Genomic DNA, 22,636 nt, shown 5'->3' with positions numbered 1-22,636 from the left:
AAACCCTGATTATTTCGTCAACTTATAAAAGTTTTCGATCTACTGAAGTTCGTAGTAAGCACTTTAGTCCTTATTTTCTAAGCACTAAAGTGCTTACTACAAACTCTCTAAACTGAATGGCACTAAGTTAAAATACAGCTCTTGCCCATCCTTGGAGGCGGAGCCTCCTCTTTCTTGACCAGAGGCAGCAGCCCTCTGGGAATACATTCCCAGTCTTAAGACTGGGAACGAGGGGACACACAAGCCTTTGGGCTTTACAAAAGTGCCATTCGTCCCTGGTCCCTAATCCTAGATGCCCAATCACTTGACTTTCAGCACCGACTTCCCTAATGACTGGCAAATAACATCATTTTGTGGTGTATGGATACGGCTGCACAGAACGTCACGGTAGTGTCGCTCTAAAGGATTCCTTTTTAACAGACCAGGATTACCAGTCAGTTCTAAGGCAATCTCTACAGCCCGAATCGAGTTAGTTGTGGTGAGATATTTAACAGCTTGTGCCTGTAATCCTACGTTATGCTCATAGTCGCCCTTATCAATATCTTGAGCCAAGCTATAAATCAATCTATTGTTAGCAAATAGCAGTGCTTCTATCTCACCCACGGCAGTTTGGAAGCGTGGCAGAGTTGCCAGTGGCTCTTTAAGATTAGAAGGCGATCGCTCCCAAAGATATTTAGCAAGCCAGTCTCGCGCACTAGTAGCAACACCGAGATATAAGGCACTCACTGTCAAACTGCCCCAAGTGGAAATCAGCGGATCAAAGGATGGCGCAACTGATATGGGACTGATATTCAGGGCATACTCTGAGGGGATTAATACATTCTCCAAAATCAGATCGTGGCTGCCTGTAGCTCTCATCCCCAAGTGATCCCAGGTTTCGACAATTTGCAAACCGGGCAGATCGCGCGGAACCAGAAAACTCCCAACTTGTGGTTCATTCTCAGTTGTCCGGGCCCAAACAACAAAGTAACTGAGGATGGGACTGCCCGTGGTGTATTGCTTGTGACCTGTTAAACGCCAACCCTCCGTTGTCCGTTCGGCAATTGTCGCAGGCAATCCGCCTCTAGCTGGTGTCCCTAACTCAGGTTCGACACGGGCCGCATTGAGCAGGGCAATGCCTTCAATCGATTCACGACACAGCCGTTTATATACTTCTGGATGCCAGCGACGGCTACGGGCCGCATGAGCATGTTGAAGATAGTGCATTGTCAGTACTAGCGCGGTCGAAGCATCACCACGCGCTATCCCTTCAATCACTCGGCAGATAGTTGGCAGCCCGAAATCCTGACCACCTAATTCACGGGGAATGGTGAGGCTGAGTAATCCTGCCTGATGCAAAGCTGTAAAATTCTCGAAGGGAAAAGAACCGTCTTTGTCGTGTGCCCCTGCACGGGTGGCAAAGTCCTTGGCCAGAGCCTCAACCTGGTCGAAAATATTGGGGAGAGTTTCTAAGCTTTTGGTTACAAAGGTATCTGGCACTGCTTGCTCCAACTGTGACATAAATACTCCTTCAAACTCACTTTACTAGTGCTGAATTAGAGATGTTTTGCAATAAAAAGGGATTCAGGACTGAGAAAGAATTCTTTTAATCTCTAATTTTTCATCTCTATTGAATGTATCTGAATTTTTACCCCGCCCTTGAAGGGCATAACTTTGCAGCCGAGGGTAAACTCAAATCTTCTGGAGACGGGCGAGACTTCCATCCTGCGAAAAATTGATGTTACTGCAAACTTAAGATGCTTTCATCGGAGTTAAGCGATCGCAACTACTTGTAGTCTAAATCCTGCTTTCTTTTCTTCCTCAGTTTCTCACCTCGAACTCAGGTCTTCTGCTGCTCGTTACTAATACTACTTAAAGTCAATCGGAATTTAGTAATTACTAAGTTTTGTAATTATGACATGAACAGCTTTTTAAGAGCAAGCCAAGCAGAGGATTTAGCGATCGCCATTATATACCCCTGTTTTTGTTTCAATATTTGAAACTGACAAGCATAAGTTATCTACTGAGCATTTCAAGCATAATATGACCATTTTGGACAACTTATGCTTGTTGTCGCAATCGTAGCGACTACTGGTAAGGACTTCCCAAAGTGGACGTAACTGGATTCGAACCAGTGACCTCTACGATGTCAACGTAGCGCTCTAACCAACTGAGCTATACGTCCTTAACCACACAATTATCAATAATAGCATATACTTCTGTGATCAGGCAAAATAAAGACCCAAATCAGGCGAACTCTATAATTTGACATCTTGCATCTGTGGCAAAAACCGGGTTTCAAGCAATTGAGTAAATGTCAAAACCTAGATTTTGGGTTCGGAAAACCGGTTTATTTCGTCTTGTTAAGAATGGTGCAATATCTCAGTAATCTGATTTATGGACTTAGGTAATATCCTTTTCTTAGATGACCCTAGTGTATGATCGATAAGGTTATTCGGTTCTGGTGGGGAGCAGCTACCAGAGGTAACTCTTAAAGTTCGGTGTAAATCCGGCGCTTGGGAGCAACTGTAAACCAATTTGAGATGTAATCTAAAATCCCAAATAGAGTGAGTCAGGATGCCCGCCGAAATAGATTTATCAGTTCCACATATCTGCGAGGTACAGATGACTACGACTGTAAATATTTCCTCAACTAGCCCCTTGAATGTTGCTCACCATACTTTATTTGTTTGCAAAACTTGTGCTAGCGTTTGGCAAGAGGGAAAACGCTTAGGCGAAAGTGGTGGTCAAAAACTTCTACACCAACTTCACCAGCTTGCACAAGATTGGGACTTACGAGATGAATTCCCCATTCAAGAAGTTGAATGCATGAGTGCTTGTAATCGTTCCTGTGTAGTTGCCTTTGCTGCCAAAGGCAAATTAACATATTTATTTGGTGATTTAGCCGTTGATGGTAGTGCATCTGCGGTACTAAAATGTGCTAGTCAATACTATGTCAAAGCAGATGGTTTACTGCCTTGGTCAGAGCGTCCAGAAGCCCTGAAGAAGGGCATTTTGGCAAAGATTCCACCTTTATCTCAATGATCCGCGTTTTGATTCTGGGTGGGACGGGAGATGCCGCAGAACTAGCTGCCAAAGTGGCGACTATCCAAGGGTTAGAAGCAATCACGTCTCTAGCTGGTCGCACCCGTGAACCATCAGTTCCGTTGGGCGATTTACGGGTTGGAGGCTTCGGTGGTGTGGCTGGATTGGCTAGCTATCTGCGAGTAATGCAAATCGACTTATTAATTGATGCAACCCATCCTTTTGCTACGCAGATTTCCTTGAATGCGGCAGATGCTGCAACCGAAGTCGGAGTAGCCCGTCTGATGTTAATCCGCCCGCCTTGGGAAAAAGGAAGTGGCGATCGCTGGATTGAAGTTGACAGCGTTGAAGCCGCAGCAGTATCTCTGCAAAACCAGGCACAGCGGGTATTTTTGACAGTTGGAAGGCAAGAACTCGCCGCCTTTGCTCACTGCGAGAAAATTTGGTTTCTGATGCGGATGATTGACCCTCCTACGGATGATGCTTTAGTGCCGCCGGGAATGGTATTGTGCGATCGCGGGCCCTTTACCCTCAATAATGAAAGGCAAATCCTGATTCATAACAAGATTGATACCATAGTGAGTAAAAATAGCGGTGGCGATGCAACCAAGCCCAAAATTATTGCAGCGCGAGAACTGGGCGTGAAGGTTATTATGGTAAATCGTCCAGCCATACCACCAGGAGAGCAGGTTACTGATGTTGATGGTGCTTTGGCATGGCTATTTGACAAGTTGCACGATTAGTGCAAGAAGGCGGAAGCCTCTCCCTTTGGGAGAAGGGGAGACGCCCGCCTTAGGATACCCGGTAGGGCGAACAGTGACTCACAACTCACTCTAGGAATCAGAGGCAGAGGATTTGCCTAGCCCAGAAAAAAGAGTTTCCCAATCAATCACAGGCGGTCTTTGTCCCTGGTTGACTATTTCAAAAATCTGTCTCGAACTACTTGGCTGAAATAGGCATTCTACACAAGCGTTTGCTACGTCAATCCGGCTGGCATCACCCGAAAGTGTATCCCCAGTGCCTACTACCACACCGTATTTACCCCCTGTTTTTGCCTTCAAAAGCGTGTTGAGGTCGGATGAGGTATATGGCCCGTCAATGAGGCGTCCTGCGCGAATAATAGTGTAGGGTAATCCTGAATGAATAATGGACTCCTCGCCCTTTTGTTTGGCATCCAATACGCCAAAAGCATTAAGAATACTAAAAGGAAACTGATTCTTACGGAGAATTCCGCAGGAAGAGACGAAAACGAATCGCTTCAAATTCCGGGGTGCTGCTGCTACTAGGTTGCTGACACCTTGGGCATCGACCTTTGCCGGACTATTCTTTGCTTTTGCTTCACTAGATTGGGGGTTAAGAAAAATTATTCCCCATTCAAGCAAGTTCGGGGATTGGTCAAACTCCCATTTCGGAGAGGGAAAGGCAGTGGTTCCAGTACAACTTATGATGTGGGTGACATCTGGCGTTGCGGCTGGCAGTGTAGCTGGCTGGCGGATGTCACCAACGGCAATTTGCACTCTCTGGTTAAACATCTCTTCAGCTTTTGCGGCATTGCGTGTCAGGACGCGAACTTTCAAACCCTTTTCCAGCAGCTTCCCTACCACTAGTTGCCCTACTCCACCAGTAGCACCAGCAACTAGTACCAAATCTTCAACTGACGTTTCAAAAGAAGTCATAAAGTGCCTTTAAGATAGAGTCTATTGTTAATCTACTTAAAAAAATGCGTTAGCGTACCCCTACGGGGAAGCAAGCTACGCGGAGCGGATCGTAGAGAAGGTATCACCAAAATAGACCCAGATTAAAGATTTGGCTAATGGCTGTTGACTCTGTAGCTTACAGGCTGACAACTGGGAATTTTAGAATCAGGGTAAACTCCCTAAAACTAAATCAGCACAGTAGCCAGCACTTGAGGTTTCGAGCAAGGAATGAAAATTAGTCAAAAATTAATTTCGGGTATTCTAGGAATGGCCACTCTCTCAGGAATGATTGGTGCGATTAGTGCTCATCAACAATTGAAGATAGCTAAGTATCTTGCTCTACAAGAGGCTGAAGAAGTTGCTGGACTACTTGGATATTTCGTAAGTGATGAGTTTAAATACCACGAAATGCGATCGCGAGATGAGATGCTAGCCCAGTTGCAAGAGAATGTTCAAGCACTACACAAGCAACGTCAGCGTGATCTGGAGATTGTAGACCGCAATAAAATCATCCTGGCAGATGTAGTTCCGGAAGACATTGGTACGCGATTAGATCACGATCGCAATAATGAAGTTGGTAAAACTATTCAAGATGGTATACCAAGAACATATATTGAGTCCAGTCCCGAATACCCAAATGGGATTCAATTGATTGCTGTTGCTTTTAAGACTAGCAACGGTGAAACGATTGGTGCAGTAATTTTGGAATATACACCGCTTTATAAAGCAGCGCTAGCAAAAGCCCATAGAAATATTGTTGTCACGTCGGTGATCAGTTTAGGATGCGGCATATTTGCATTATTCGCAGGTTATCTGGTATCTAGAAGCATCTCAAAACCGATTAAACAACTCCAGCAAGCTGTGGTAAATGTGGCTGAAGGTAAGCTGGATACCAGAGTTAGTATTCGCTCCCACGATGAGATTGGCGAGTTAGCTACTTCGTTCAACAAAATGGCGGACGATCTGCAACATTCTAGACATGAGTTGGTCAATGCTAACGAACAATTACGAGACGAAATTACCGAGCGCCAACAGGCAGAAGCAGAACTTCAGCAAGCTCTAAAAGACCTGCAAAAAACCCAAATCCAATTAATTCAATCAGAAAAAATGTCGAGTCTGGGTCAACTAGTGGCAGGAATTGCCCATGAAATCAACAATCCGGTTAATTTTATCTACGGCAACCTCCAATATACTGATGATTACACTCAACAGCTGCTGCTATTAATTAAGCTTTATCAAAATTATTATCCCAACCCAGAGCCAGAAATTCAAAATGCTAACCAGCTGGCCGATATTGAGTACTTAACAGAAGATTTGCCTAAGATGTTAACTTCAATGAAGATGGGAGCTAAACGCATCCGGGAAATTGTTCTCAGTCTCCGAATTTTCTCTCGTTTGGATGAGGCTGAATTTAAAACGGCTGATATCCATGAAGGAATTGACAGTACCCTGTTAATTTTGCAACACCGACTCAAGGCACAAAATAATCGTCCTCAAATTCAAGTGGTCAAAGAATATGGTGATATTCCTCAATTCCAGTGTTTTGCAGGGCAACTAAATCAGGTATTTATGAACGTCTTGGCAAATGCAATCGATGCTTTAGAAGAGGCTTTCCAAAAAGAACTTTGTCCAAATCCCTTGATTGGCATTTCTTCTGAACAGGTAAATGAAAATGCGATCATTCGGATTGCTGATAATGGAGCAGGAATTTCAGAAGAAATCCAGTCGCGTTTATTTGACCCTTTTTTTACTACGAAACCAGTTGGTAAGGGGACTGGTATGGGATTATCGATCAGCTACCAGATAATTACTGAAAAGCATGGTGGATCTTTGCAATGCATTTCATCACCGGGACAGGGTGCAGAGTTTGTAATTGCAATCCCGATTCGAGCAGGCAAATCAGCACAATTATCAATCTGCGATCGCCATGAGCGGGTAACAAAGTAAGCGCAAGTGTTTTTCAGCCCCTAAGTGCGTAGGCGTAGCCCGTCGTAGACATCGCACTTAGAGGGGAAATTGCGCCCGAATTGTTCGGTTCTACCACTGTCACCAGTACACAAATAGCTATAACCTCTTAGGTAGTAGTGAAATGTCTACCCTAGACGCTGTTAGTCGCTCTTGAATTAAGGGGTGAAAACTTGTGTACGAATGGATATTGCCAAGCCTGAGCGAAATCTTGGCTGAAAATCAATCAAGTGTGGCTGAATGTTCACCTGGTAAAGCAGAGCGGCAGTGGCGTGTCAGCCTAGCAGCGACAGAACACTTGCTATTAAATACTTTAGCAGCTGTTTCAGTTGACACAACCCAAGGATTAGTTTTAGCTGCACCAGCACCCTTATTTAGTCAGCCAAAACTGACTCAAAGCTTACAAACAGTAACTTTTACGGCAAAACCATTTAATCCCTTGGCATTGATGCCATTTCAGATGCCAGATGCAACCGTATCTGTAAATGAAGAAATTGCTCCCCATGAATCGGTACTTCCCTTATTACCTACCGATCCGCTAGGGGCAGAACAGTTTTGCTTAGTTTTTACAGATAAATTTAGATTAGTGCTGGTTTTAGCAACCCACAAGAACGGTAAAAAAACCTTTTCATTTTCTTTTGAGCCAGAAGTAGTGCAGCAGGCTTGGCGATCGCTAGGAGCAAGGGTAATGCTGGCTAATCCAGAATTTTTTGCCCGCCTGGATGCATTAGTACAACAGTATTCTCCGGTAGCACCAGATTGCCGGATCATGATTCAGTTTAGCCAGTTGTTGCTTCAGGAATTAACAGAAGCAGAAGAGACTAGGGACTCTTTACTAGGGACTGGAGAAGAAGCTCTTGAGCAAGGAACAGGGAGCAAGGGAGAAAAGTTTTCCTCTCAGCCCCCTGCACCCCGCCCCTGTGCTTCTTTTCAATCCTCAATGCCCAATACTTCTCTACGAGACGCTACGCGAACGCTCAGTACAAGTGCCCAATCCCCAAATCCTGATGTGGAATTGCTCCAAGCCTTCGCTCACGAAGTCCGCACACCTTTAACAACTATTCGCACCATGACTCGTCTGCTGCTGAAGCGGCAAGATTTAGATGCCAGCGTGATCAATCGCTTAAAAATTATCGATCACGAGTGTACCGAGCAAATTGACCGCATGGAGTTGCTGTTTAAGGCAGCAGAATTGGAAACTACTGCTTCAGCAAAATCTTCAAAAACTCAACTCACGCCGATGTCTTTAGATCAAGTGTTGCAGCAGAGCATTCCCCGTTGGGAACAAGCAGCGCATCGGCGGAACTTAACTTTAAATGTTGTTTTACCCCAGCAATTACCAACAGTGGTAAGTAATCCTATGATGCTGGATCAGGTACTGACTGGTTTGATCGAGAATTTCACTCGCAGCTTACCTGCTGGTAGCCATATTCAAGTACAAGTTATCCCGGCTGGAGATCAACTGAAGTTACAATTATCGCCGCAATTCGGGTGCAAAGATTCAAGTAAAGCCGCCACACCTGCAACGCCACCAATTCGCAAAGCTTTAGGTCAACTGCTGATGTTCCAACCAGAAACGGGTACGATTAGTTTGAATATCGCCGCAACTAAGCATTTGTTTCAGGCGATCGGTGGCAAACTGATTGTGCGCCAACGTCCACACTATGGGGAAGTTTTGACGATTTTCCTGCCTTTAGAAGTTAGCAAACAGAAGCCAGCAGTTAGGTAGGAGTTAGGAATTAGGAGTTAAGGGTTAGGAGTTAAAAGTTAGGAGTGAGGAGTTAAAATGTGAGGAGTGAGGAGTTAAAAATTCATAACTCATAACTCATCACTCATAACTCATCACTCATAACTCATCACTCATAACTCATCACTCATAACTCATCACTCATTTTCTGTAGCGATCGCTTTTGGGATATTGCCAATACTTTTCAGTTGCACTGTAAATGTGGAACCTTCATATAATTTACTTTTTACAGAAATAGATCCGCCACAGCGCAGCAGCAATTGCTGTACAATTGTTAATCCCAACCCAGCACCACCATAATCTTCAGTTGCTGCTGTACGCACACGATAAAACCGATCAAAAATTTTGGAAATCTCGTTTTCGGCAATACCGATACCTGTATCGCGGAATTCTAATTGGACATAATCGCCTTGAATCCGGGCACGCACCCATACTTGACCACCATTAGGGGTAAACTTAATGCTGTTGTGCAGCAAATTAATCACAATTTGCCTCAGGCCACCACTCACGCACCAAACAGATGGAAGTTCAGTGGGTACGGTGTAGGCTAGCATAATCCCTTTCTCTTGGGCTAGAGGTTGGTAGGTACTGACTACTCCAGGGACAATCTCTGAGAGCCGCACCGACTCCAAAGCCGTTCCCTCCAAATTCCGTTCTAGCTGCACCAGTTCCAACAAACCAGTAATTAGGGAATTTTGCTGATCGCACTGGGTATTTAACATCTGTAAATAACGTTGTCGCTGGGGGGGTTTGAGATTAGGGGAATTCAATAATGAAAGTGCTGTCTTGATATGCGTCAGGGGTATACGCAGTTCCTGACAGAGATTTTTCAGATATTCATCTTGGAGTTGCTCTTTGTCGTGCAGTTGTTGATTTTGCTGCTGCAACTTGGTAGTGCGGACTGTGATGATTTGACGATTAATTTCATCTTGTCGCAGGAGTTGTTTTGCCAACAGTTGATTCATAAGTACAGCTTGGGGCACAGTTGGACAAATAAAACTAGCAGGTAAAATTGGGGATGATTCTGGCACGATCGCTCGTTGGATACCATTTAATACTTGCTGAATTACTCTCCCCTCAACAGTAGTTATAATCAATAACGGCTGGTTTTTATTAGTATTTACCTTGCCCGATGTCTGATTTTTGCGTTTTTTAAGTGGTCGATGAGCCAAAATTAAACTGCAAAACTGGGGCGATAACACCATCACAAAGTTTTCGCGTCGCAGTTGGCTATCTGGTGGTAGGTGAACGGTGACATGATGAGAAGATGAGGAAGAGGTAGGGGGGAAGGGAGCAGGGAGCAAGGGAGAAGATTCTCTTTGCTCGTTTGCGTCCTCATCTTCTCCTGCTCCTTCTTTGCCACTCTCGTCAATCTGGCAAGTATAAATGAAACTAGACGCACCTACCGAAGATTGATAACGCCCTAATTCTGATTGCCAAATTTTTTCTGGTGGTAGCTTTACCCATAAAGTGGCTGCAATTTGCTGCTCAATTAACAAGTCAATTTGCGCTCTCACCAGTGATAGCAGAGTAGCAGGACTGAGGGACAATGGTTTTGGAGGCGCTTGCACTCCCATAACCAGTTGATAAACAGACAGATCCTTAGCTAGAGAAACATTCATGAGTCAAGCACAACAAGGATGAAGCAAGAAATAATTCTGACTTTTCACTTTTATCTGGAAAACCTCGCTTCCATTCCTCTCAAGAGCAGGAGAGAGGTTTTGAATTCTCCCAACCCTTGTAGGAAAGAGGACTGGGGAGTTAGGTTTCGTGTTAGATTTTCCACATGACGTGAAAAGTCAAGAAATAATTCTGTCTTAGATTTTCACCTTTCTGTGTGCATTTTCTACAAAATCCCCACGGAAAGAAACATGAACTATGAATTATGGGCGATTTTTGTTGTGTAGAATACAGATATTAGGGTAGGACAATTGTGCTACCCTACTTGGAATTAGGCTTGTATGTTCAGTCTTTGGTGTAAAGCATCGCGTGCGTGTTCTCGGTCATCAAAATGGATTTTTTCAGTACCGAGAATTTGGTAGTCTTCGTGACCTTTACCAGCAAGCAACACTCCATCACCTGGTTGTGCTTGTAAAATAGCGGTACGAATTGCGATCGCCCGATCGCAAATTACAGTTGGCTGCACTCTATCAGCAATTCCCGCCACAATATCTTTCAAAATCCGTTCTGGGTCTTCAGTCCGGGGATTATCAGATGTCACCACTGCTACATCGGCTAATTCAGCAGCAATTTTACCCATTATTGGGCGCTTAGTGCGATCGCGATCGCCGCCACAACCAAACACGCAAATCACCTTCCCAGGTATAAACGGACGTGCAGCTTTCAGTAAATTTTCTAAGCTATCGGGTGTGTGGGCATAATCCACAATCACGCTAATATCTTGCTCAGGACTAATCTGTACCCGTTCCATCCGTCCGGGAACTCCGGGAAACTCAGGGATTACAGATACGAGTAACTGCAAATCTAGCCCTAAGTGTAAAACTGCTCCTACGGCTGCGAGAAGATTTTCTAAATTATATTGTCCAACTAGAGGCGATCGAAAAGCTACGTCACCTTTTGGTGTATGTAATGTACCACTGACACCATTCGGCTGGTAACTTAAATCACTCATCCATAAATCAGCGCTGTTGTCGTTGACACTGTAACTCCAAACCCGTTCGGCATCCAACGAGGCGATTAACCTTTTGCCATAGGAATCATCAGCATTAATTATTGCCCGTCCCTTGAGATAATCCGGGCTAAACAACAAAGCTTTGGCAGCAAAGTAATCTTCCATGTCGCTATGATAGTCGAGATGGTCTTGGGTAAGATTACTGAACACCGCTACCTCAAATTGACAACCCAACACTCTACCTTGCGCCAAAGCGTGGGAACTTACTTCCATCACCCCGAACTCACTACCAGCATTTACAGCCTCTGCTAGTTGCTGTTGCAGTTCCACAGCAAAGGGCGTAGTGTGGGCAGCAGTTTGCTCAAAACCTGCCCAACGAGTGTAGAGAGTTCCCATCAAAGCTGTAGCTAGATTAGCTTTGATCAGCAAAAATTCAATTAAATGAGTAGTTGTAGTTTTGCCATTTGTACCCGTCACACCCACCAGCTTGAGTTTTTGTCCCGGATAACCGTAAAAAGCACTGGCTATCTGGGCACAAGCTTGAGTTATGTTACTTGCACTGATGACCACAGCCTCATTTGTGGGAGGATTTTTTTGTGCTGCTTCAGGGGAGACGATCGCAGCTACAGCCCCCGATGCGATCGCACTTTGCCAAAATTCTCCACCATCAACCCGTGTTCCTGGCATCCCAATAAACAAATCTCCCACAATACAAGCATGGGAATTCGTCTTCAAACCCTTAACTTCCACATCCTCCAAACTAGGATGGTTAGGCAATTGCTCAACACTGTCTACCGCTATTAGTAATTCCCGCAATTTCATCTTGTGAACCTCGTCACATGCTTGTCTTGCGCTTATTCTGCATTATTTTTTTTCAAATTGGATAAATTTACACAGCATTTGCTCCAACTGCTGCACACTAGCACGAGGAGACGGACGCGGCAATAATTTCTCACTCCCCTCTTCTTCCTTGGAGTCTTGGCGGTTCGATAAATAAAGTACTGGCACCTCATACTCATACGCAGCGAACCAATCTTCACGAGTCGTAATATCCCTAATTTCCAACTCGAAACTAAGATTTTGGATTTGTTCTAGCTTTTCTTGCAAACCTTCACATAAATGACAGCCCGGTTTACTGTATAAAATTAATCGCATTGTTTATTTAAGAAGTTATATAGCGTTTCCTAATCACATAAGGTACATCATAGCCCCCTCTCGAAGAGCGGGGAGGGGGTTGGGGGTGGGGTTCTACCTCATTCAACCGAGAACCGTTATAAGTTTAGAATAACGAACCGCCAAGACGCTAAGGGCGCAGAGGAGGAAAAATGAGAAGAGAAGGGTTTAATGTGGGTGAGTATGTTGATCAAATGGCGTTGTTGTTGGATTTGCAGCTAAGAGATGAGTATCGAGATGGTGTGGTGGCAAATTTTGAGAGAATTAGGGCGATCGCTAATCTTGTAAATGAGTTTCCCCTAGCGGAGGATATTGAAGTTGCACCAGTTTTTGAACCATGAATGATGCTGTATCAATAGCTGCTGCTGTACGTGAGGGTAAAATTAGCGCGGTGGAAGTTACCAAAACTGCGATCGCCCGAATCGCCGCGCAGGATAATCAACTCAACTGTTTTACGACTATAACTGCTGAGACAGCTTTAACAGATGCAGCCCGCATTGACTCAGAAATTGCCCAAGGTAATCATCCGGGAAGGCTTGCGGGTGTGCCTTTTGCGGTGAAAAATCTCTTCGATATCGCTGGTTTAACGACTCTGGCGGGATCGAAAATCAATGCAGAGAACCCAGCAGCTAGCCAAGATGCAACAGCAGTAGCCAAGCTGAAACAAGCGGGTGCGGTGCTGATTGGCGCTTTGAATATGGATGAGTACGCCTATGGGTTTGTGACGGAAAACTCCCATTACGGTGCTACTCATAACCCCCATGATTTACAGCGAGTTGCTGGTGGTTCATCGGGTGGTTCGGCGGCGGCTGTTGCTGCTGGGTTAGTACCCCTGACGCTGGGTTCTGATACTAATGGTTCTATTCGCGTTCCGGCGGCGTTGTGTGGCGTTTTTGGTTTCAAGCCGACTTATGGACGCTTATCTCGTGCTGGGGTAGCTTTATTTTCTAGCAGTTTTGACCATATTGGATCTTTTGCGCGTTCGGTGCAGGATATCGCCACAGTGTTTGATGTGCTTCAAGGAGAAGACGATCGCGATCCAATTTGTACAAAGCGTCCGCCTGAATTATGTTTACCACAACTTCAGCAAGATATTTCTGATATCAGAATTACTATTGCAGCTGATTATTTCACCAAAGGCGCAGAACCGGAAGCTTTAGCAGCAGTGCAAAAAGTAGCTGATGCTTTGAATGTCACTGAATATATAACCATACCAGAAGCACACCGCGCCCGTGCAGCAGCTTTTGTGATTACAGCTAGCGAGGGCGCAAATCTGCATTTGGATAAATTGCGTAGGTGCCCTCAAGATTTTGATTCAGCTACGCGCGATCGCTTTTTAGCTGGGGTGTTAATTCCAAGTAGCTGGTATCTCCAAGCCCAACGCTTTAGAAAATGGTACCGCGATCGCATTCGAGAAATATTTCAAAATGTGGATCTAATTCTTGCCCCAACTACACCAATTTCTGCACCGCTAATTGGTCAACAAACGATGATTTTGGATGGCGAAGAAATTCTTGTCCGTCCTCATTTAGGGCTATTTACTCAACCATTATCTTTTATAGGTTTACCCGTTTTATCAGTACCAATTCAGCGCCCAAAAGCTTTACCTTTAGGTGTGCAATTGATCGCAGCACCATATAATGAAGCATTGATTTTACAAGTTGCGGCTACATTAGAGGCAAAAGGTATAGTTTCAGCACCAATTATTTTCAACCCTCTCAACGAAAGCTAATTCTTTAAAAAACTGGCATTCCTGCGATACAAAACCTCACCCCGTCCTATCTTTAATCCCTCTCCTTACTAAGAGGTTGTTTGAAAAGTGGTTTGTTGTGCTTTTAATCGAATTATTACCCCCCTTAATCCCCCCTTATAAAGGGGGGAAACAATAAAAAAATCCGGTTCCCTCCCCTTTATAAGGGGAGGGTTAGGGTGGGGTAATAACATTTGATACATCAATCATGACTTTTCAAACATCCTCTAAGGCTACGGTGTACACACAAGTATGACCAGCATAGGTTTCAACTCTTCTAGTTGTTTCGTAGGGTGCGTTATGGAGATGCCAAAATAACAAATGAGTTCGCCGAAATAACAAATGCGCTCGCCGAAATAACAAATGAGTTCGCCGAAATAACAAATGAGTTTGCCGAAATAACAACTGCTATCACCTTTGCACCTGTACAGGGATTTATCGAGAAATCCCGTAAACTCCGAGATTTATATGGTGCATCTTTAATCCTGTCTTATCTCAGCCAGCAGCTAGTATTAGAAGCTGAAAAAACGACGGTAGTAATTTCCCCAGCCCTCGCCAACGTCCACAAAGGGATGCCTAATCGTATCCTTCTCAAGGGAGAATTTTCACCAACACAAATCAAACAAACTCTGTTATCTGCGTGGAAGAGAATATTGCAAGAATGTCGAACTTGGATAGAGGCGAAATTACCAGACTATAAATACCACTGGGAAAGAGAGTGGACGAACTGGGGAAACCATACGTGGGAATTCTTTTGGGGAGATGGGGACAGCATTCAACAAGCGATGGATAACTTAGAAACGCGCAAACTTTCTCGTGCGTGGACTGCTGTCAACTGGATTGGTGAGAGTTCTAGTTTAACAGGTACAGATGCGATCGCATTTCCGGGATTGGGTGCAGAAGATAGAAATCCTCAAAATCGCCAGTGGACAAAAGAAAAAAATGAGATTAAAACCTTCTATCACAGCCTCGCCTGTGTTTTAGAAAATCGTCGCCAAGATGCAGAACCAGAAGGTAAATTTTTCGCACTCAATGAGAAATTAAGTATTCCCGAATTAGTGAAACGTTTAGTCACACTACCAGAAATTGCTCACAAATTAGAGATGTCTAAACTAGAAAGCTTCAGCGAAATTTATCGAAGTTCCGAAGCCAAAAATGAGTCAGAAAAAGGACGCTGGACAGGTTGGTTTATGGGTGATGGAGATGAAGTCGGGAAACACCTGAAAGAACTGGCAAAAAAAGAAAATGGTGATGATGAAATTAAAAAGTTTAGTCAAGCCATGCGTCACTGGGGGAAAGAATTTAACAGAGACTTCCTCAAAGAAATCGGTCGAGTAGTATATGCCGGAGGAGACGACTCATCAAGCTAGAAAGAATTATAATTCTACTCACAGACCAATCTCAAATATTCAATCAAGAGAAAATAATTTATGAACAATGTCCCTATTGGCAAGATACTTGTACACTTAAACCTTTGTTAGAGTGGTATTTTCAAGATAAGTTTGACTATCAGCCAGAATTCTTATATTTAACACCAACAAAAATAGGTAAAGGTATAGATAATTGGAATGAAACCCTTTCGCTAGTAGAAAAAACATTATGTAAGTTAGACGATAATCCCCTAAAAACGGTATATGTCAGCCATCAAGCCGGAACACCTGCGATATCTTCGGCTGTGCAATTTATTAGCTTAGGTAGATTTAAAAATGTTAAGTTTTTAGTCAGTAATGAATATTTTGATGAAAATTATGATCTGCAATCAATATCTGAAACTATCGACAGTTCTAACTATTGGCGTGGTATGCAGATTCAAAAAGCAAAGCAGCTAATCATTAAAGGATTACCGGCTGCGGCTAAGGAAATATTGACAGGAATAGCTAATCAACAAACAATAGAAAAAATAAATAAGATAGTTGATTTATTTAATATTAATAATTCTCTAGTCTCAGGTCAAGAGTTTGAAGTTAAAGCGTCTATTGATAGAATAGTTACTGCTCTTGATTTAGTTGAAATCTTTTTTAAACAAGAAAATTATATTCAGGGAGTAGCTATTCTAAATGCTACTCAAGAGACATTTTTAAAAGCTGCGATTATTTCCCAAACTAAAAAGATTAATGATTATCCTATAGAATTGTCAAATATTGTAGGCTGGGACAAGCATGGTTTATTTATTAAGTCTCAAAACACTATCAACAACTTACTCAATCTGCAAAAGCCATTGGAAATTTTAAATAAATTAAAATTTCCTAATTCTATTATCGGTGATGTTAATTCTAAATTCTGGGAAGAATACCAGAATCAAAAACATAGGATTTTTAAATTAAATAATAGCACACAGTTACAATGGCTATGTGAACTCAGACAAGATTTTCAAGCATGGAGACTTTTGGAATGGTCATGTCAATATAAGAGAGAAGAAGATGACCTTCGCAACCAATTGTTACATAACTTAGTAGGTGTAAATCAGCAAGAAGTACGTAATTATTTATTAGGATATAATAAGGATTCCCTTAAACGGTTTTTAGGAAACATTAAGCAGTTAAGTAATGATTCTGAACAGATAATTAATCAAGCTTATGAAGCTTATCGCCAAGATATAAAATCACCTTTTTTCAAAGCTTTAAAGCTCTTTGGACTGTGGAGACAAGAAACAGATGATAATAAATTAGAGATGAAACTTCAAGAAATAGCTGATTCTCTGATTTGATTGCTGAGAGGATGTTTAAAAAGCGACATCTGCTTTCTTTGCAGAAGCGGCGCTGGTTTCTTAGAGGAATTCAAATAGAATCAGGATCTACACCAAGCGATCGCAACCTTTCTGCTAATAATCGGGCGCGTTGTTGGGCTTGCTGGGCTTCTTGTTGGGCAAGTTTTACCTGTTCTTCTGGTATTAAAAGCCGTTCCCCTTGCTGGTTATACCAATATAACCACTCGCGCGGAATACCTAAATAAGTTCCCCGTTCTATACCAATTCCTAAATCAATCTCTGATAGCCAAACGGGATTTCCATCTTGTAATTGATAAAGATTATTAACCAATTTGTAAACTTCTAATCGGGCTTTGCGGCGACGAGTCGGGTTGTAGACTACATAATATAAAATCCCTAGTTTTGCATACTCTTGCTTCTTAGTCGAGTATTCACCGCGATACTTTTGAGATATTACTTCCAGTGCTAATATTGGGACTCTCCTCTCTTCCCAAAGCACATAACTGGGGCGGAGGTTTTCATCATAAAATCGCTCAACGCCCAGACTCAAAAACCCATCTGGTACTATCGGCGGTAAATCTGGGTGATAATAAATACCCATATCAACGCCAAAAAACCAATCCATCCGTTCTGCCCAAGCCATAGCCAATATAGCTTTGAGTAAACCGGGAATCAAATCTTGTAATTCATTATCCACAGGAGTATCGTCAGAGTCTGGCAGTTCCTCAGAAGAGGGGAAGCAAGCTAATGGATCGTACTCTAACATGATGAATTTACCGATTCTCTGAATAATTCGATCATAATGCGATCTCCAACTTTTTCTGACCTCTCCCCTTTTAGATTACCGTGTACACACAAGGACAAAGAAACCTCACCCTGGTTCTGCTACGCAAAACCTGTCCCTCTCCTTAGTAAGGAGAGGGATTAAAGTTAGGACAGGGTGAGGTTTTTGGGTAATTCTCGGTGCTTATTAAGACTCAATATTGAGATCCGATCCAAGGGTGAGGGACATTATACATCATAAATTTTTGTTGCAAATAGTACGGTCTATCCCTAGCGCAAAGTGGACAATTTGACAATCTTTAATACTCAAACTACTTGGCGTATAGTCATAATCTGTCCGCACGCAACAAGAACGCAAGACACCTAATATATGGTTCGAGAACTCGAAAGAAAACGCCAGAGTGCAAAGTTTCCCGAAACTGCACCGGCTGCCAATCCCGTATTTTTTAGAACCTATAGCCGCCGGACAAAGGCGGGACTAAGGGAAACATGGGATGAGGTGTGCGATCGCACTCTACTCGGCTTAATCAAGCTGGGAAAGCTAACTCAACAAGAAGCTGCCATACTCGATCAGATGCAGCGCAACTTGAAAGCTATGCCCAGTGGACGCTGGCTATGGGTTGGTGGTACAGACTGGATCACCAAGCCAAAGAACTTTTCCGGCGCTTATAATTGCACCTCTACCAATCTCGAAGACTGGAGTGCCTTCGGATTAATGATGGATCTGGCAATGATGGGCTGTGGTACTGGAGCCGTCCTAGAACCACAATTTATTAACAAGTTACCCCCCATCCGTAATCATTTGAATGTCACTGTACAAGGTGAAATTGGCAGCACTCCTGTGCAACAGCGACGTGAATATACTGAAACACATATAGAAGGCAACACTGTTACTATTCACGTTGGAGATAGCCGTGAAGGTTGGGTTGAATCATATCAAACCCTATTAGAACTCTCCACGAATGAACAGTTTTCGGCAGAAGTTGAAGTACTAGTTGATATCAGTGATGTCCGCAAAGCCGGAGAAACTCTCAACGGCTTTGGAGGAGTTGCTAATCCTGTAAAATTGCCCGGACTTTATCAGCGTTGTGCATCTATTCTCAATAAAGCTAGAGGACGACAATTAAATTCAGTTGAATGCTGTCTATTAATCGATCAAGGTGCTGTCACAATTGTTGCCGGCAATATTCGAAGAAGTGCGGGGATGCGTCAGTTTGATTCTAGCGATCGCCTAGCAGCTACCGCCAAAGATAATTTATGGCAACAAGATGAAAGTGGCAACTGGCGAATTGATCCAGAGCGTGATGCACTCAGGATGGCAAATCATACCAGAGTTTTTCACCGCAAGCCAACCTTAGAAGAATGTCTTAATGCCGTCCGCAAACAATATTATAGTGGCGAGGGAGCGATTCAATGGGCTGGTGAAGCCGTGGCGCGATCGAACATTGATTTGCTACCAACACAAGCTTTGAAAGTTAATTTTTTGCAGGCTTATGAACAAGGAACAGCAAAACAGTGGTTACAGGAACGCTATCCAAATATTGGTGCTAATGAGCTAGAACATCGTTTGGCTCGCTACGCTTTAAATCCGTGTGGTAAGTGATTTTGCCTCACGTTAAAAACCTCGCAAAAACGGGGAAGGCTGAGATGCTAATCCCGTGGTAATCAAAGGAACTAAAAAGCCTTTGACACCGTACAGCGTAGAGAGTGAAACTAGATGACATCAGAAATTTGTGTCTAGAATATAATCTCTCCAAGAGTGCGGGGGTGGATGTGAAAAAAACTTTTATTATCTGAAGTCACATCTGCAAAAGGTACGCGGAGCTACTGCGAATAATCAAGCAGTAGAACTAGGGGATAAAAAGCCTCTAGGGTAACAAATATGGAAATCATCGGTAGTAACTTCCACTGCAATTTGTCTGAGGTTCACCTTAATCAAATCGACCCACATAATTACAAAGAACAGGAGGAGGCTTTCACTGCTGGGGCGTTATCTGTAGCAGCACTTTTAAATCACAAATTCCTGGAACCACGCTATCAATATAGCCGTGAATTAGACCCGATTGTAGGAGTTTCTTTTACAGGTTTATTTGATTTCTTTGTCCATGCGTTTGGTGTTGATTGGCTGCGCTGGTGGGAAGCAGGAAGACCTGCAACTCCACAAGGATTAGCTTTTAAGCGTGAGGAAGAAAAATATCTCAGTTCTTGGAGAGATATTGTCCATCGGGTGGTTTGGGAATATTGCGATCGCCATAATCTCAAACGTCCAAATCGCTGTACCACAGTCCAACCCAGTGGTACGAAGGCTTTATTAACTAATGCTAGTTCAGGATGGCATCCCCCGAAAGCGCAAAGATTTATCCGCCGCATTACCTTCGGCAAAAATGACCCAGTAGCCTTAGCTTGTATTGACTATGGTTACAACGTCATTCCCTCTCAATCAGACAAAGATGAACAGGGCAATTTGCTCAATGATCCCTTTGATTCACGGGTGAGTGAGTGGTTAGTAGAAATTCCTGTTTCTGTAACTTGGGCTGATTTACCAGGGGCTGATGAAATTGATGTTTCTAAGTTTTCAGTTTTAGCCCAATTTGATTTTGTCCTCCAGGTTCAACGTTGGTATGTGACTCACAACACATCAGCTACTTTGGAACTTCGCTCTGATGAAATTGAACCATTGGGACAGCGGATCTACGAAACTATCCAGAATGATGAAGGATATATTTCAGCAGCCCTTTTAGCTCGTTTTGATGACCTGCAATCATTCCCACGGTTGCCATTTGAACCAATAGACAAACCAACCTACGATCGCTTGAATCAAGAGGTGAAAGGACGGCGCAAAACAGATGATTTCTGTGCAGCCTTAAGCCGCTACGATTTAGGCGAAATGACAGAGGCTGGCCCTAGTGGTTGTGACTCTGATAAGTGTATGTTTCCCGATCAGCAACCAAGCTCATAAGGCGAAATTACATTAACTTAGGGTAGGCAATATTTATCTATTACAATAAAAAGCAGTGGTTTTATATAACATTTAACCACTGCTTTTTATATCAACTCAAATTTGCCTTTTTCCCTCCTCGGTCAATACGGTTCGGTTAACACAATGAAAGCTTACGAAATTCAAAGCAACGGTGGGATTGATGCCCTCGCATTAGTCGATCGCCCTGAACCAAAACCAACTGCGGGACAAGTTCTGATTCAAGTTAAAGCAACATCCCTAAATTACCGTGATCTACTTGTCGCTGAGGGAGCTTATGGTGCTGGACAGAAATATCCGTTAATTCCTCTGTCTGACGGTGCGGGAGAAGTTGTGGCAGTGGGGGAAGGTGTGACACGGGTTAAAATAGGCGATCGCGTCGCTGGTATTTTCTTCCAAGACTGGATTTATGGCTCTTTAACCAAAGAGAAAATGAAATCCGATCTCGGAGGTGGTATCGATGGAATGCTGGCTGAGTATGTCATATTACACCAAGATGGTTTGGTAATATTACCAGACTATCTATCCTACATTGAAGGGGCAACTTTGCCCTGTGCAGCAGTCACAGCTTGGCATGGACTGGTGATAAAAGGCAATATTCGCGCAGGTGATGGTGTTTTATTACTCGGTACTGGGGGAGTTTCGATTTTTGCTCTCCAGTTTGCCAAGATACATGGTGCTAGAGCGATTATTACTTCCAGCAGTGATGAGAAATTGGTACGGGCGAAACAGCTTGGTGCTGACGAGACGATCAATTACAAAACAACACCAGATTGGGAAAAGCAAGTTTACCAATTGACTAATCGCACGGGTGTAGATCATGTAATTGAAGTAGGCGGTGCAGGGACTCTGCCAAAATCGCTACAAGCAGTCCGCATTGGAGGACGTATTAGTTTGATTGGCGTATTGTCAGGCAGAGGAAATGAAATTGACCCCATGCCCATACTTTTTAAGAGTTTAACAGTTCAAGGCATTTATGTTGGCAGTCGAGAAATGTTTGAGGCGATGAATCAGACAATCCAACAGCATCAAATCAAACCGATTATTGATCGAGTTTTCCCATTCTCTGAGGCCCGGGAAGCTTATCATTACCTCAAAAGTGCAGCTCACTTTGGTAAAGTAGTAATTAGTAATTCGTAATTAACTCGTTAACTCGTTCCTATGCTCTGCATAGGAATGTCTATCAAGAGGCTCTGCCTCTTTACACTTGAGGCGGAGCCTCCAGAAACCCATTCCTTGGCAGCAGCCAAGGAATGAGAGGATAAAGTTATTTAAACAGCAGCGAGAGTAGGCGCAGCGAATTTAGCATATCGCTCGATGTAGAATTCCTTAGAGTGAGCGATCGCTTTCACCGATTCACGCTCTTTCAAAGCTCGTTTCCATTGGCGTAGACGGGTAAATTCCTCTGGTATCCCAAAGCCGCGATACTGCTTCAGTGCAGCCCAGCGCTCAAACCAGGGAAAATAGGTGAAATCGACCAAACTGATAGATTCACCAAACCAGTAAGGGCCTTCCCCTGATAGCTTTGCTAAACCTTCGTTTTCAATGAATTCCAGGTGTTTGTATAGTTCCTGTTTAGCTTCTTCTTGTTTTTGGGGATCTGAACTCCGCAGCAGGGTAGAAAAAGCCGGAACAAATCTGGTGTTAGCAAAATCGATCCAGATGCGAGCCTGTGCCCTAGCAATGGGGCTGCTGGGTAACAGTGGTGGATTGGGAAATACCTCATCGAGATACTCGTTAATTACTGCTGACTCCCAAACTGGCTCATTACCATGAGTTAGTGCAGGCATTTTACCATAGGGGGAAACTTTGGTAAACCCTTCAGGCTTATTCTGCAAATCAATCTCAATCAAATCGAAGTCAATGCCCTTCTCTTGAAGTACCAGACGGGTACGGTGAGCATAAGGACAAACAACTGCACTGTATACTTTGATTTCAGCCATGTTTAAGTTCCTTGGTAAATAGGACTTGTTAATCGCCATTGGGAATTGAATTTTCATCCAAAATCCCAAATCTTAAATTGTTAGTGTCCTGAAGCTCGGTAGAAGCTCTCGATGTGGCGAAAAATTTCAGACACTAACCAAACTTTTAAATTTGACTACTAGGTAAGACTGGGGCATTGGGCAATTCAATTTTGGATTTTGGATTTTGGATTAAATTTCAATCTAAAATCCAAAATCT

16 protein-coding genes, 1 tRNA gene and 2 pseudogenes are annotated in these 22,636 nt (G+C 43.4%); 11 read left to right on the top strand and 8 right to left on the bottom strand.

Going from position 1 to position 22,636, the window contains the following annotated elements; all coding sequences use genetic code 11:
• Positions 1–300: 300 nt before the first annotated feature.
• Positions 301–1,500, bottom strand: coding sequence for an acyl-CoA dehydrogenase family protein (locus V7K30_RS22305; protein ID WP_335002968.1), 1,200 nt, complete (start codon positions 1,498–1,500; stop codon positions 301–303).
• 590 nt (positions 1,501–2,090) lie between these two features.
• A tRNA-Val gene (locus tag V7K30_RS22300) sits at positions 2,091–2,164 on the bottom strand.
• Between the two features lie 440 nt (positions 2,165–2,604).
• Here V7K30_RS22300 and V7K30_RS22295 point away from each other — a divergent pair.
• Positions 2,605–3,024 (top strand): DUF1636 domain-containing protein, encoded by a 420-nt coding sequence (locus tag V7K30_RS22295; protein WP_335003274.1) that lies wholly within the window; start codon positions 2,605–2,607, stop codon positions 3,022–3,024.
• Entirely contained in the window at positions 3,021–3,767 is a 747-nt protein-coding gene (locus V7K30_RS22290; protein WP_335002966.1) for a cobalt-precorrin-6A reductase, read from the top strand. The genes V7K30_RS22295 and V7K30_RS22290 overlap by 4 nt, the downstream gene beginning before the upstream one ends.
• A gap of 90 nt (positions 3,768–3,857) precedes the next feature.
• On the opposite strand, the gene V7K30_RS22285 is transcribed toward V7K30_RS22290, so the two are convergent.
• Positions 3,858–4,700 (bottom strand): SDR family oxidoreductase, encoded by an 843-nt coding sequence (locus tag V7K30_RS22285; protein WP_335002964.1) that lies wholly within the window; start codon positions 4,698–4,700, stop codon positions 3,858–3,860.
• Between the two features lie 249 nt (positions 4,701–4,949).
• On the opposite strand from V7K30_RS22285, the gene V7K30_RS22280 reads away from it, so the two are divergent.
• Entirely contained in the window at positions 4,950–6,668 is a 1,719-nt protein-coding gene (locus V7K30_RS22280) for a sensor histidine kinase (RefSeq protein WP_335002962.1), read from the top strand.
• 193 nt (positions 6,669–6,861) lie between these two features.
• A complete protein-coding gene (locus V7K30_RS22275) occupies positions 6,862–8,415 on the top strand; it encodes a sensor histidine kinase (protein WP_335002960.1) in 1,554 nt (517 codons plus the stop codon).
• A gap of 155 nt (positions 8,416–8,570) precedes the next feature.
• On the opposite strand, the gene V7K30_RS22270 is transcribed toward V7K30_RS22275, so the two are convergent.
• From V7K30_RS22270 to V7K30_RS22260, 3 genes are all read right to left on the bottom strand, one after another.
• The gene (locus V7K30_RS22270) at positions 8,571–10,055 is read right to left on the bottom strand and encodes a DICT sensory domain-containing protein (protein ID WP_335002958.1); all 1,485 of its coding nucleotides are present in this window, start codon (positions 10,053–10,055) and stop codon (positions 8,571–8,573) included.
• 329 nt (positions 10,056–10,384) lie between these two features.
• A complete protein-coding gene (locus tag V7K30_RS22265) occupies positions 10,385–11,887 on the bottom strand; it encodes a UDP-N-acetylmuramoyl-L-alanyl-D-glutamate--2,6-diaminopimelate ligase (protein WP_335002956.1) in 1,503 nt (500 codons plus the stop codon).
• Between the two features lie 42 nt (positions 11,888–11,929).
• Positions 11,930–12,220 (bottom strand): glutaredoxin family protein, encoded by a 291-nt coding sequence (locus V7K30_RS22260; RefSeq protein ID WP_335002955.1) that lies wholly within the window; start codon positions 12,218–12,220, stop codon positions 11,930–11,932.
• Between the two features lie 170 nt (positions 12,221–12,390).
• Between V7K30_RS22260 and V7K30_RS22255 the strand changes: the two genes are divergently transcribed.
• The 4 genes from V7K30_RS22255 to V7K30_RS22240 all read left to right on the top strand — a co-directional run bounded on the left by V7K30_RS22255 (position 12,391) and on the right by V7K30_RS22240 (position 16,695).
• A complete protein-coding gene (locus V7K30_RS22255) occupies positions 12,391–12,579 on the top strand; it encodes a DUF4089 domain-containing protein (protein ID WP_335002954.1) in 189 nt (62 codons plus the stop codon).
• On the top strand, positions 12,576–13,970 hold the full coding sequence (locus tag V7K30_RS22250; protein ID WP_335002952.1) for an AtzE family amidohydrolase: 1,395 nt from the start codon (positions 12,576–12,578) through the stop codon (positions 13,968–13,970). The genes V7K30_RS22255 and V7K30_RS22250 overlap by 4 nt, the downstream gene beginning before the upstream one ends.
• Positions 13,971–14,269: 299 nt before the next feature.
• Positions 14,270–15,358 (top strand): type III-B CRISPR-associated protein Cas10/Cmr2, encoded by a 1,089-nt coding sequence (locus V7K30_RS22245; RefSeq protein ID WP_335002951.1) that lies wholly within the window; start codon positions 14,270–14,272, stop codon positions 15,356–15,358.
• A 104-nt stretch (positions 15,359–15,462) separates the two neighbouring features.
• Entirely contained in the window at positions 15,463–16,695 is a 1,233-nt protein-coding gene (locus V7K30_RS22240) for a hypothetical protein (protein WP_335002949.1), read from the top strand.
• A 70-nt stretch (positions 16,696–16,765) separates the two neighbouring features.
• Here the strand turns inward: V7K30_RS22240 and V7K30_RS22235 are convergent, their stop codons facing one another.
• Positions 16,766–17,461 carry a Uma2 family endonuclease gene (locus tag V7K30_RS22235; RefSeq protein ID WP_335002947.1) on the bottom strand — a complete coding sequence of 232 codons (696 nt, stop codon included), beginning with the start codon at positions 17,459–17,461 and terminating at the stop codon, positions 16,766–16,768.
• 387 nt (positions 17,462–17,848) lie between these two features.
• Between V7K30_RS22235 and nrdJ (V7K30_RS22230) the strand changes: the two are divergent.
• From nrdJ (V7K30_RS22230) to V7K30_RS22220, 3 genes and pseudogenes are all read left to right on the top strand, one after another.
• Positions 17,849–19,078 (top strand): annotated as a pseudogene (gene nrdJ / locus V7K30_RS22230) (ribonucleoside-triphosphate reductase, adenosylcobalamin-dependent); the annotation flags it as partial.
• 285 nt (positions 19,079–19,363) lie between these two features.
• A pseudogene (gene nrdJ / locus V7K30_RS22225) lies at positions 19,364–20,437 on the top strand (ribonucleoside-triphosphate reductase, adenosylcobalamin-dependent); the annotation flags it as partial.
• 144 nt (positions 20,438–20,581) lie between these two features.
• Positions 20,582–21,595 carry a zinc-dependent alcohol dehydrogenase family protein gene (locus V7K30_RS22220; protein ID WP_335002945.1) on the top strand — a complete coding sequence of 338 codons (1,014 nt, stop codon included), beginning with the start codon at positions 20,582–20,584 and terminating at the stop codon, positions 21,593–21,595.
• A 131-nt stretch (positions 21,596–21,726) separates the two neighbouring features.
• On the opposite strand, the gene V7K30_RS22215 is transcribed toward V7K30_RS22220, so the two are convergent.
• Positions 21,727–22,398 (bottom strand): glutathione S-transferase family protein, encoded by a 672-nt coding sequence (locus tag V7K30_RS22215; protein WP_335002943.1) that lies wholly within the window; start codon positions 22,396–22,398, stop codon positions 21,727–21,729.
• Positions 22,399–22,636 lie beyond the last annotated feature (238 nt).

This window comes from Nostoc sp. (genome assembly GCF_036917655.1).
Taxonomy (GTDB): Bacteria; Cyanobacteriota; Cyanobacteriia; order Cyanobacteriales; family Nostocaceae; genus Nostoc.
Note: the sequence above shows the minus strand (reverse complement) of the source record. Positions and strands in the feature narration are given on the sequence as shown.